The organism is Mesorhizobium sp. WSM4845 (assembly GCF_055811455.1).
This window is the reverse complement of sequence record NZ_JBVVQA010000014.1, coordinates 51,360-62,876: the sequence shown is the minus strand read 5'-3', so window position 1 is coordinate 62,876 and position 11,517 is coordinate 51,360. Positions and strand designations below refer to the sequence as shown.

The 11,517-nt window shown below is 64.0% G+C and carries 11 protein-coding genes; 7 read left to right on the top strand and 4 right to left on the bottom strand.

Translation table 11 applies throughout. The annotated features are described in order from the left end of the window. Positions 1 to 112 precede the first annotated feature (112 nt). Positions 113 to 1,693 carry an alkaline phosphatase family protein gene (locus tag AC0L2C_RS17340; protein WP_473523979.1) on the bottom strand — a complete coding sequence of 527 codons (1,581 nt, stop codon included), beginning with the start codon at positions 1,691 to 1,693 and terminating at the stop codon, positions 113 to 115. A 218-nt stretch (positions 1,694 to 1,911) separates the two neighbouring features. Here AC0L2C_RS17340 and AC0L2C_RS17335 point away from each other — a divergent pair, with 218 nt between their 5' ends. The 6 genes from AC0L2C_RS17335 to AC0L2C_RS17310 all read left to right on the top strand — a co-directional run bounded on the left by AC0L2C_RS17335 (position 1,912) and on the right by AC0L2C_RS17310 (position 7,223). Beyond that, a complete protein-coding gene (locus tag AC0L2C_RS17335; RefSeq protein ID WP_473523978.1) occupies positions 1,912 to 2,844 on the top strand; it encodes a VOC family protein in 933 nt (310 codons plus the stop codon). A 112-nt stretch (positions 2,845 to 2,956) separates the two neighbouring features. Further along, complete coding sequence (locus tag AC0L2C_RS17330; protein WP_473523977.1) at positions 2,957 to 3,592, top strand: alpha/beta hydrolase; 636 nt, start codon at positions 2,957 to 2,959, stop codon at positions 3,590 to 3,592. Positions 3,593 to 3,595: 3 nt separating this feature from the next. Further along, positions 3,596 to 3,895, top strand: a complete 300-nt coding sequence (locus AC0L2C_RS17325; RefSeq protein WP_473523976.1) for a GNAT family N-acetyltransferase — start codon at positions 3,596 to 3,598, stop codon at positions 3,893 to 3,895. A gap of 211 nt (positions 3,896 to 4,106) precedes the next feature. Then, on the top strand, positions 4,107 to 5,165 hold the full coding sequence (locus AC0L2C_RS17320) for a dipeptidase (RefSeq protein ID WP_473523975.1): 1,059 nt from the start codon (positions 4,107 to 4,109) through the stop codon (positions 5,163 to 5,165). A gap of 132 nt (positions 5,166 to 5,297) precedes the next feature. Continuing rightward, positions 5,298 to 6,584 (top strand): flavin monoamine oxidase family protein, encoded by a 1,287-nt coding sequence (locus AC0L2C_RS17315; protein ID WP_473523974.1) that lies wholly within the window; start codon positions 5,298 to 5,300, stop codon positions 6,582 to 6,584. Positions 6,585 to 6,812: 228 nt separating this feature from the next. Further along, complete coding sequence (locus AC0L2C_RS17310; RefSeq protein ID WP_023797126.1) at positions 6,813 to 7,223, top strand: hypothetical protein; 411 nt, start codon at positions 6,813 to 6,815, stop codon at positions 7,221 to 7,223. Positions 7,224 to 7,353: 130 nt separating this feature from the next. On the opposite strand, the gene AC0L2C_RS17305 is transcribed toward AC0L2C_RS17310, so the two are convergent. Continuing rightward, the gene (locus tag AC0L2C_RS17305; protein ID WP_473523973.1) at positions 7,354 to 9,438 is read right to left on the bottom strand and encodes a GAF domain-containing sensor histidine kinase; all 2,085 of its coding nucleotides are present in this window, start codon (positions 9,436 to 9,438) and stop codon (positions 7,354 to 7,356) included. 51 nt (positions 9,439 to 9,489) lie between these two features. After that, complete coding sequence (locus tag AC0L2C_RS17300) at positions 9,490 to 10,269, bottom strand: response regulator (RefSeq protein WP_063830524.1); 780 nt, start codon at positions 10,267 to 10,269, stop codon at positions 9,490 to 9,492. A 47-nt stretch (positions 10,270 to 10,316) separates the two neighbouring features. Here AC0L2C_RS17300 and AC0L2C_RS17295 point away from each other — a divergent pair, with 47 nt between their 5' ends. Continuing rightward, complete coding sequence (locus AC0L2C_RS17295; protein WP_023797129.1) at positions 10,317 to 11,003, top strand: response regulator transcription factor; 687 nt, start codon at positions 10,317 to 10,319, stop codon at positions 11,001 to 11,003. A gap of 39 nt (positions 11,004 to 11,042) precedes the next feature. Here the strand turns inward: AC0L2C_RS17295 and AC0L2C_RS17290 are convergent, their stop codons facing one another. After that, on the bottom strand, positions 11,043 to 11,210 hold the full coding sequence (locus tag AC0L2C_RS17290; RefSeq protein WP_023797130.1) for a hypothetical protein: 168 nt from the start codon (positions 11,208 to 11,210) through the stop codon (positions 11,043 to 11,045). Positions 11,211 to 11,517: the final 307 nt, after the last annotated feature.

The following is an 11,517-nucleotide window of genomic DNA, read 5'->3' as shown; positions in this document are numbered from 1 at the left end:
CCCCCCCCCCCCCCCCGCGGCCCCCCGCCCCCCCCCCCCGCCCCGCGCCCCCCCGCCCCCCCCCCCCCCCCCACCCCACCCCCCCCCCCCCCCCCCCCCCCCCCCCCCCTTTTCATGACTGGAAAAGTGGCAGGCCTGCGACGTGGCCGACCACGCCATCCTCGGTCAGTTCGGCAAGCGCCAGCGACTGATCGAGATGTTCGGCCCGCCAGGCAAGCAGCCTTTCGGCAAGCTCCAGCCGGACCGGCAGATAGGCCGGATCGGCAGCGACATTGCTCAGTTCGTCCTGATCCTTCTCCAGGTCGAACAGCAGCGGCGGCAGGCCGCCGGCGAAATGTACATATTTGAATTGTTTCGTGCGGATGACCGCCAGATTGCACTGGCGCGGACCGATGCCGAAATGGCGCTCGGCATCAGCGTCGGCAACCGAGCGGAAATCGAACTCCCAATGCGCGGCCTCGCGCCAATTGTCCGGCTCCCCGGCATCCAGGAACGGCTTCAGCGATTGTCCGTCGAGATGCGGCGGGAATACCTCGCCAAGCAGATCGAGCAATGTCGGCGCTATGTCGACTGCTTCGGTGAAGCGGTCGACGCTGGCGCCGGCCGCCTTGCGGCGACGCGGGTCGCGGATGATCAGCGGAATATGAAAACTGCCGTCGAAGAAGCCGCCCTTGCCCAGCATGAAATGGTCGCCCATCATCTCGGCATGGTCAGAGGTCAGCACGATGATGGTGTCGTCCCAGGCATCCGCCGCCTTGACCGCCTGCCAGATGCGGCCAAGCTGCGCGTCGACTTCCGAGATCATGCCGTAATAAAGCGCGCGGATGCGGCGAAAATTGTCGTCGCCCCAGTCGCGCACCTTGCCCTCTGCGCCGGGGCGGAAATTTGCCCGCTGCTGCTGCCCAAGTTCATAGGCAAGGTAGGGGTGGCTCTGCGCCTCGGCCTGCCAGTTCGCGGCGCGGCGGAAGGTTGTTCCGTCGGCTGGATCATAGATCTTGTTGTAAGGCTCCGGCACGATGAAGGGCGGGTGCGGGCTGAGGAAGGAAAGATGCGCGAACCACGGTGTATCGCCCTCCTGTTCGCCCAGCCAGCGGGCGAATTCGCCGGTCAGGAAGGCGGCTGGGGTCTCGTCCTTCGAGTAGACGGGCGGTGAGGTGGTCACGGCGCCGTCCGTCGTGGCACCAACGATTTCGTCCGCTGGGCGATGGATACCGGGAAAACCGGCGCTGCTATCGATGCCGCGCGCCTCGAGCCATGACAGCCACGGTTTCTGGTGCTCCGGCAGGAGTTGGCGCACGGTGAAGCCGGGCAGGACGCCTTCATAGCTTCTCAGCCGCGGGTCGCCTGGCGCCAGCGTGCGCGGATCGGGCGACACGTCGGTATAGCCGAACAGCGTCGGATCATAGCCGAGACTGCGTGCCGAGAGCGCGATGTTGCCATGGCGGGCGTCGAGCGGCGTGCCGTTGCGGCAGACGCGGTTGTTCATCTGGTAAAGGCCGGTGTAGAGGCAAGCGCGTGCCGGCGAGCAGGGCGCCGCCCCGCCAAAGTGCTGTCGAAACAGCACACCCTCGGCGGCGAGCGCGTCGGCATTCGGCGTTCGCACCACCTTGTGGCCTGCCGCCGACAGGCAGTCGCCGCGCCACTGGTCGCAGGTGATCAGGAGAACATTCGGGCATCTGTCTTTTCTGACCACGGCTGGTGTCCTTCATCGAAAACCTGCCGCTCATGGAGCGAATTTTTGTGGCGACACAAGCCTCAGGCGTTCGCTAAATGGTGAACAAACGTCTCTTTATTGTTCACCCATAGAGCACAGTCTATTCTGTGTTTGCGGCCTTTGCCGCCGGCTGGCGGCTCCTCATATTGGCGTGGACCGCGGCATGGGCCGCACAGGACAAGCGAAGGAGCAGCAAAATGCTCGACCAGATCAAGGGTCTGCATCACGTCACCTCGATGGCCAGGGATGCGCGCCAGAACAATGAGTTCTTCACAAAAAAGCTCGGCCTGCGCCGGGTCAAGAAAACCGTCAATTTCGACGCACCGGATGTCTACCATCTCTACTATGCCGACGAGCTCGGCACGCCCGGTTCGGTGATGACCTATTTTCCGTTCCCCAACATCGGCAAGGGCCGCCACGGCGTTGGCGAGGTCGGCACCACGGTCTATTCGGTGCCCGAAGGCACGCTTGCCTATTGGGAAAAGCGTTTTGCCGATGAGGGCGTCGCCGGGCTGTCGCGCGAAGAGAGCTTCGGCGAGAAGCGCCTAGCCTTCGCCGGTCCCGATGGCGACGGGTTTGCGCTGGTCGAGAACAAGGCCGACACCCGTACGCCGTGGGCGAAGGGCAATGTTCCCTCGGACGAGGCGATTCGCGGCTTTCACTCGGTGTCGCTCAGGCTGAAAGATGGCGGCGCCACGGAAGAGTTGCTGAAATTCATGGGCTATGAGGAAGTCGACACGTTCGGCACCGTAAAAAGGCTGGCGGTGAAGGACGGCAACGGCGCCAACATCATCGATATCGAATCGCTGCCGGGCGCCGCTTTTGCCGATCTCGGCGCCGGCTCGGTCCACCACGTCGCCTTCGCTGTCGAAAACCGCGCCAAGCAGCTCGAAGTGCGTAAGGCGCTGATGGACACCGGCTACCAGGTGACGCCGGTGATCGACCGTGACTATTTCTGGGCGATCTATTTCCGCACGCCGGGCGGCGTGCTGTTCGAAATCGCCACCAACGAGCCGGGCTTCGACCGCGACGAGGACGCCGCCCATCTCGGCGAGGCGCTGAAGCTGCCGTCGCAGCACCAGCATCTGAGGCCTTATCTCGAGCAACATCTGCAAAAGCTGGAGGACTAAAAGCGCATTTCGTTTGACCAGGTTGGGCGACGCGCGTTTAGTTTGGTTTTGTGCATGTCGTCATCGCAAAACCGCTGCGCACTTTTGCGCGACATGCATTAAGGACAAGGCCATGAGCAAGGACGCTTACACCTACAAGACACTGCCGGGTTCGCCTGATGGATCGCTGCTCTTCGTCTTCCACGGCACCGGGGCCGACGAGAACCAGCTTCTGTCGCTCGGGCGCAATCTCGCGCCGCAGGCGACTATCGTTTCGCCGCGCGGCGATGTCTCGGAAGACGGTGCTGCGCGCTTCTTTCGCCGCACCGGCGAGGGCGTCTACGACATGGACGACCTGGCGCGGGCGACGGACAAGATGATTGGCTTCGTCAAGGCGCATATCGGGGCGCATGTCGAGGCGTCAAAGCCCGCGTCGGTGCTTGGCCTCGGCTATTCCAATGGCGCCAACATCCTGGCCTCGGTGGTGTTCGCGGCGCCCTCTCTGTTCGACGCGGCGGTGCTGATGCATCCGCTGATCCCATTCGAGCCGGAAATCGAGGGAAGTCTCGCCGGCCGCCGCATCCTGGTCACAGCAGGCAGGCGCGATCCGATCTGTCCGCCCAACCTGACGTCGCGGCTAGAAGCCTATTTGCGCGCCGATGGCGCCGCCGTCACAGTGGAGTGGCATGGCGGCGGCCATGAGGTCCAGTCGAGCGAGATCGAGGCGGCGCGGCGGTTCCTGTCCGCTACGCCGGCAGAAGGAGCGTAAGCAATGCCTGACCAATTGCCGGAGGTCGAACTGGAGGATCGCGGTTCCAAGGGCCGTTATCTCCTGCGCGGGCCTGACGGCGCCGAGGCGGAGATGACTTTTACCAAGGTCGGCGAGCACCAGATCATCATCGACCACACCGAAGTGCCGGATGCGTTTCGCGGCCAGGGCGCGGGGCTCAGGCTCGTTACCCGCGCCGTCGAGGACGCGCGCGCGGCGGGCAAGACGATCATCCCGCTCTGCCCGTTCGCCAACGCCCAGTTCAGACGTCACCCGGAATGGGCCGACGTGCTGAAGCAATAGCGTCGATCCCGGCGCCAGGCCTCGGCGCACGATGACGGTTGCGGGCGGGCAGCCACAAGCGCTCGCTTCATTTGCGCAGATTGCCAGTCTTGCCAGTGGCCATTCTTACCCCGTGGCCAGCCTTGGCCACTGGGTCGTCTTGCCTAGTGGGTATTGCCTTGCCTAAGTAGTGTATTGCCCGCCCGACCAATCGAACCGAAATGATCCCCTGATGTCCGAAACCGATCGTGTTCCCGTCTTCGACGGCCACAATGATACGCTGCTCAGGCTCTACCAGTCGAAAGACGCGGATGTCGAAAAGCTGTTCATCGAGGGAACATCGGGTGGCCACATCGACCTGCCGCGTGCGAAACAGGGCGGCTTTGCCGGCGGCATGTTCGCGATCTTTCCGCCGCCGGTCGAGAAATCCAAGCGCAGTGCGGTTCCTCCCGCGCCGAGCGAGATCGAGCCCTTGCCGCCCGAAATTGCGCGCGCCGACGCGCTTGCTTCCACCATCGCCATGGCCTCGATCCTGTTCAGGCTGGAACGAGCGTCGGCGCTCACCGTCTGCCGCAGCGCCGGCGATGTGCGAAACGCGATGGTGCAAGGGTCGATCGCAGCGGTGTTCCATATCGAAGGCGTCGAGGCGATCGACCCCGAACTGACCATGCTCGATGTGCTGCATGCGGCCGGCTTGCGCTCGCTCGGCATCGTCTGGAGCCGCCCGAACGCTTTCGGCCATGGCGTGCCGTTCCGTTTCCCGTCGACGCCCGACACCGGACCTGGCCTGACCGATGCCGGCAAGGCGCTGGTCAAGGCCTGCAACCAACTCGGCATCATGGTCGATCTTTCGCACCTCAACGAGAAGGGGTTTCGCGACGTCGCCGAGATCAGCGACGCACCACTGGTCGCGACCCATTCCAATGTCCATGCGATCTGCGGCCATTCGCGTAACCTCACCGAATGGCAGCTCGGCGCGATCCGCGACTCGGGCGGCATGGTCGGGCTGAATTTCGCGACCGGGTTTTTGCGCGAAGACGGCAGGATGAATGCCGATACCAGTCTCGACGTCATGGTGCGCCATGTCGATTCACTGCTGCAGGCTTTGGGCGAAGACGGCGTCGGGCTCGGGTCCGACTTCGACGGCGCCATGATCCCGGCTGTGATCGGCGACGTCACCGGCCTGCCGAAGCTGCTCGACGCGTTCGCCGCGCGCGGCTTCGGTCGCGGGCTGATCGAGAAGATCGCCTACCGCAACTGGATAAGCATGCTGGAAAAGACCATTGGGTAAAGCGGATCGCCCGGCGGAGCAGCCAGCGACCTGCAATTCGATCGAGCGGGGTTTGATGATCTCGACAGGACCGTTGTCTCCGAAGCTCAAGCCGCGGATGATTGCGGACTTCGAGACCTTCAGGGCCGGCTCTTGAAGCGCCAGACCGTACGAACCGATATCGCCATCGTCGGCGCCGGCTTTACCGGCCTGTCAGCCGCGCATGAATTGAGCAAGGCCGGCATTAATCTTGCGCTGCTCGAGGCGCGCGGCCGCGTCGGCGGGCGGGTCGAGTCCCAGTGGAACGGGCTTGGCGAGCGGATCGACAGCGGCGGTCAGTTCCTGTGCGAGGACATGCCGGAACTGATGGCCTTGGTGCGAACGCGCGGCAAGACGTTGGTCGAGACCTATGCCAAGGGCGAGTTCGTTGCCCAGCCGCTGACCGGCGCAAAGCAAGTCGAGCGAATCTACCACGCCTCGATGTCGATCCGCGACCGCATGAACGCGATCGCACCGGGCGATCCGGCTATCGCCGGCTTGACCGTCGCCGCATGGCTCGATCGCCAGAACGATCCCGGCGAGGCCAAGGCGGCTTTCCGCTCGATGATCGAGGGCCTGTGGTGCCAAGCGCTTGAAAAACTGCCGCTTTGGCACCTCATCGACAATGACCGCCGTATCACCAACGAGGTGTCGGAGCTGCAGTATTTCGTGCACGAAACCATGCAGTCCCTGGCGGATGATCTGGCTGGCGATCTCGGCAACCGCCTGCGATTGAACACGCCGGTCAGAACGATCGAGCGCAGACCGGGAGGCGTTCGTCTCGCGTCGACGATGGGCTCGATCACGGCACGAATAGCGCTGATCGCCATGGCGCCGATGATGGCTTCGAAGCTGGACTTCGCGCCGCCGCTGCCGGCTGTCTTGCAAAAGGCTTTCGGCGTCTGGCAAAGCGGCGCGGTGATCAAAATACAGCTGCGCTATGCCACCGCCTTTTGGCGCGCCAAGGGCCTGAGCGGCATGGTGATGTGGCGCGATCCGCCGGCACTTTTTGCCTGTGACGTCAGCAAGGATTGTGGCCACCCTGCGTTGGTCGTCTTCGTCGGCGGGCCGCTTGCCCTCCGCTGGCGGGAACTAGGAGATGCCGCGTTGCGCACCGAGGTTATCGCGCGGCTGAGGCAGGCGCTCGGCACGGACGCGGACGGCTTCATCGACTTCAGCTGTCGCGACTGGACCGATGATCGCTGGAGCGGTGGCGGCTACGCCGATCTCATCATCGATACGAGCGCCACCGAGGCCGAACAAACCATCCTGGCCGGCGCGCCGCCGGTGTATTTCGCATCCTCGGAATTGTCGCCGTTGTTTCCGGGCTATGTCGAAGGCGCAATCGTGGCTGGGCGCATTGCGGCACGGAAAATCCTCAGGGAATTGAATCCGCAGTAATCACCAGCGCCTCATGGTGCAGGCGAGGGCGTCTCAAGGTGGCGACCGGACGTCGCCGGGCCAGAGCGGCGGCGCGATTTGATCCCGCGCCCCTGCGATGACCGGATGTGCCCGCCGAAATCCCGTTTCAAAGCTGTTACACGGTCAGTTTGCGTGCGTCGTTCGTCCGTTACAAGGTGCGACTAAGTTCGTTTCAACAAAAAAAGAAGATCCACGAAGGGAAGCGCGATGTATACGAAAATCCGGACTGCCTGCAATGACCGCCGTCTGCAAGCGCTGAAGGGCAAGGATCGGCGGCCGAAGCTGGCGCTGCGCCAGCGCGCCAACGACCATCCGATGGCGCTGTTCGTGGTGCTGGGCGCCGCCGCGTTCGCCGGCATGGCGTTCGCGCCGACTGTTGGTCCCGCCTTTGCTTCACTGAACCCGCCGGCAAACATCGTCAAGGGCGCGCCGACCACGACCAAGACCGCGCGGCTGCCGATGCCGGAGATCGATTTTGTCTGCAAGGGGCAGGCCTGGGGCGCCGAGAGTGCGGAGTGCCTGCGCGTCATTGCCGAGCAATCCGGCATTCACAAGGCCCGCGCGGTTCGCGTGATCGCCAATGCCGCGCCGCTGACCGATACGCCGAACGTTTTTTGATGCCCGAGCGACCCCTCCAGCGCTCCAGGCAGGCTCCCGCCGCATCCTCGGCCGGGAGTCTTTTTTCTCTGGAAAGCCCCTTTGTTGAGCATCGGATTTTTCAAAAACCGATTTCCACCAGTCCGAAGTCCTAGCTGCCCAATGCGGCCTGCTCGGCGATGGCCGACAGCACCCCGCGCACGTCCAGCGTGCTGAACGGCTTTTCCAGGATCTGCGGCCGCTGCGGCGCCGGCAATGCCTCGATTTCGGCTTTCGCGCCGATCAGGTCGCCGGTGACCAGAACGAAGCGCCGCGCCAGATCAGGCTTTTCGGCGAGCAGTTCGCGATAGATCGATATGCCGCTGGTGCCGGGCATGCGCAGATCGGAAAAGACGATGTCCGGCGGCATATGGCCCGACAAGGTCGCGGCGGCCGACGCCCAGGCCGGCACGATCCGCGACTTGATGCCCATCAACTCCAGAATGTCGGACAGCGAGGCGGCGACATCCGGCTCGTCGTCGATGATCAGGGCGTGGCGCAATCCGCTCGAGCGCGACGGGCTTTCGCCGGCGGCGGCCGCGCCGCCGGCGATCGCCGGCAACTGGACGACGAAACGGGCGCCTCTCGGCAGAACTTCCTCGAACCAGACATTGCCATTGTGCCGTTCGATGATCGATTTCGAGATCGACAGGCCGATGCCGGTGCCGACGCCGACCGGCTTGGTGGTGAAATACGATTCGAAGATGCGAGAGCGTATCGCTTCCGGCACGCCCGGCCCGTTGTCCTCGACCGAGAAACAGGGATTGCCGCGATCGCTGCGAAACGTGCGAACCTTGATCAGCCTGTCGCCGCCGATGCCGGCCAGAGCGTGCTGGCTGTTGATGAGGAAGTTGGCGGCAACTTGCGTCACATGGTCGGCGTCGGTCATGGCCAGCAGCGGGCCGCTGGCGAAATCGGTATCGATAATGATGCCGGTCGACCTGGCGCCGTAGGCGGTCACTTCGAGTGCCGCGCGGACCACCTGGTTGAGGTCGGTCTCGGCCTGCGACGCCGGATGCAGGCGGACCATCGAGAGGAAGCTCTTGACGATGCGGCCGCAGCGCTCTGCGGCGGCGCGCACCTTTTCGGCGCGCACCTTGGTCTGCGGGTCTGAAGCGAACTCGTGCAACAAAGTCGATTGGGCGACGACCACGGCAAGCGGGTTGTTGAGCTCGTGTGACACGCCGGCAAGCAGCGAGCCCATCGCCGCCATCTTCTCGTTCTGGTGCAGCTTTTCGCGCTGGCGGCCGATCTCCTCCTCGGCACGCAATTTGTCGCGGAGGTCGCGGATCGAGCCGAAGATCAGGCGGCGGTCGGCGACCCGCATCTCGGTTGCCGTCAATTCGATCGGAAAGACCTCGCCGGCAGCATTCTGGGTGACGGTCTCGATCCGCTGCCCGACCATCGGCGCGCCGCGGCCCGACATGTATTCGGCGCCCGACACATAGCCCTTGCGATAATAGTCCGGAACGACGGTGTCGAGCAGGTCCTTGCCGAGGATGTCGCTGCGCTGGTAGCCGAACATCTTTTCGGCGGCCGGATTGAACTCGATGATCGAACCGGTCTCGTCGATGACGATGATCGCGTCGAGCGAGGCCTGCAGCATGGTGCGGCGGATGACTTCGCTGGCGTGGGCATCGGAAAGCGATCGTTCGATGGCGTCGCCGATGGCCAGCGCCACGATGTGCAGCGTCGCCACTTCCTCGTCGGTCCATTCGCGCTCGTTCACGCAGTCGTTGACCGCCAGCGTGCCCCACAGATGGCCATGCGCAAAGACCGACACCGACAGGAACGACTTGATGTGCTGCTTTTCGAAGTCGGTTCTCAGAAAGCCTTCGAGGTCGCGCGTGTGTCCCGCGAAGATCTTGCCTTGCCGCTCGTCCTCCGCCAACCGTTCCAGCAGTGGGTCCGAATTGACGACCGACTGCATGATCACCGTCGGCGATGCCAGTTCGCCACCATATCGGGGGTCGATCCAGTAGGCCGCCACCGATTGGGCAAAGCCCTCGCCGGGCAGCTCGCGCAGCCGAAACAGGATGCCGCGCTGGCAATCCATGGCCTCGCACAGCGTTTCAAGGATGCTGCCCATCTCGCGCTGCCAGTCGCCAGCTTCGTGAAGCCGGCGAACGATGTGAACAGCGGCCGTCGCCGCGCCCTGCCTGACGCCGTGCCTATCGCCGCGTGCTTCAGCCGTCATGGTCAGCCGTCATCTCACAGTCGTGTCACCGAGAGTGGTTGGTCGCGCCGCTCAGTTGCCTTCGCCGGTCGGCAGCGAGAAGATATAGCCTTCGCCGCGGACTGTGCGCAGGAATTTCGGATTAGCCGGGTCCGCCTCGATCTTCTTCCTCAGCCTCATGATGCGGATATCGACTGCACGTGAGGATTCAGGATCTTCCGCGAAGCCGATCGCCTCGGAGATCGCCGCACGCGTCAGCAAGCGGTTGGCACGCGTCAGGAAGACCTCCAGCACGTCGAACTCGCTCTTGGCCAGGTCGATGACCGTCCCATTGGTGCCGGTGACGAACCGACCGTCGAGATCGGCATGGAAAGGTCCGAAGCTCATGGAACGGCGGTTGGCAGTTGTTTCGGCCTTGGCGGCCTGCGGCTCGGCCGGCTGCGGCACGCGGCGCAGCACGCTGCGGACCCGCGCCAGCACCTCGCGCAATTCGTAGGGCTTGACGATGTAGTCGTCGGCGCCGAGTTCCAGCCCGACGATGCGGTCGAGCGCGGTGCCGGCGGCAGTGGCATAGATGATGCCGATCGGCGTTTTCGAGCGCATCCAGCGGCCAAGCGACAGGCCGTCCTCGCCCGGCATGGCGATGTCGAGGATGGCCAGGTGAAACGACTGCGTTTCCAGCAAGGTTCGCGCAGCGCTGGCACTCTCGGCCGTAGCGACATCGTAGCCGCTGGCGTCGAGATACTCGGCAACCGCGTCCCTCAGATCCGGCTCGTCCTCGACGACGACAATTCGTGCCCGCACGATGCTCTCGCTCCCACTTTCAGCGGAAAGTAGATTGGGTATAAACATCATGTCCAGCACTCATCTTGGGTTGCCGGGTTGCAGGGTAGAAAAAAATGGCTGCACGATCCATCATCGCGCTTGTTTCCGTCGCCGAAGTGGTCGCAACCGATCTGGCCGACCATCTCGAACGGCGCGGTCATGACGTGCGCGCAGTGCGGCAGCCGTGGGAGGCCGAATCCTTGCTTTCCGGAAACGGCATCGATGTCGTTGTCGTCGGCGACAGCCTCAGCCAGGCGGAAGGGCGTGATCTGCTCAAGCGCCATGGCGGCGAGGGCGGGCCGGATTTCATCCTGATCTGCCGGCCGGCCGATCTCGTCGACAAGGTGCTGGCGCTCGAGCTCGGCGCCGCCGACGTCGTCGAGAGCCCGCTCAACGTCAGGGAACTCGCCGCCCGTATCGGCGGCTTGCTGGCACGGCGCGGCCGGAACGCCGGGGAATTGGTCGTGCTGGAGAACGCGACGGTCGACCTCCGGTCGGCCATGGTCATGCATCGCTCCGGCACGGAAGAACAGTTGTCGCCGGGTCAGGTGGCGCTGCTCAGATTGTTCCTGGCCAGTCCGCGCAAGGTCTTGACGCGCGATGATATCATTGCCGCCGCGCCCGCCGAAAATGCCGATGCCTTCGATCGCTCGATCGATTCGCGCATCGTGCGACTGCGCCGCAAGCTCGACACCGAAACCATTACCACCATACGGGGTGCGGGCTACCGGTTCGATCCGCCGACGCAGTTCGCCGACTGAGGCCGCGGCCCTCACCGTACTGTCCACAGGCCCAGACGCTCAGCGCACCACGAGAAGCGACGGACCTGACGGCATTTCGCTGGCCGCGACGAATTCGCTGGCATGGGCACGATCCCTGAGAAGCACGGTGGCGAGGCCGGCAAAGCCGAGCAGGCCCTGTGCGTAGAGCAGTGCGGAAAGCACCGAAGCTGCAAATTTCGTGTTCATCGTTTTCGTCCCCCAAATTTGGTTTCAGGTTCGCTTCAGGGAAAACCCCGAAGTGCCCGCGCCGCCATCGGAGCCCCCCGTTGCGGCGCGGGCCTTCGGTCCTCTCGGCTGCAAGTTGCCGGAGGTGCCGCGCATCTTCTTCAGCCCAAAACCGACCCGCCAGAGGGCCTTGAGCCGGTTATGCGCAGGCTGGACACGATCCAGACCGTGGCGAAAACAGTGCGGCATGCAAATCAACACTCCGGCTATGCTTATCCTGAACAGCCAGGAGATCGCGTTAGACTGCATGTTCATCTTCGTTTGTGCC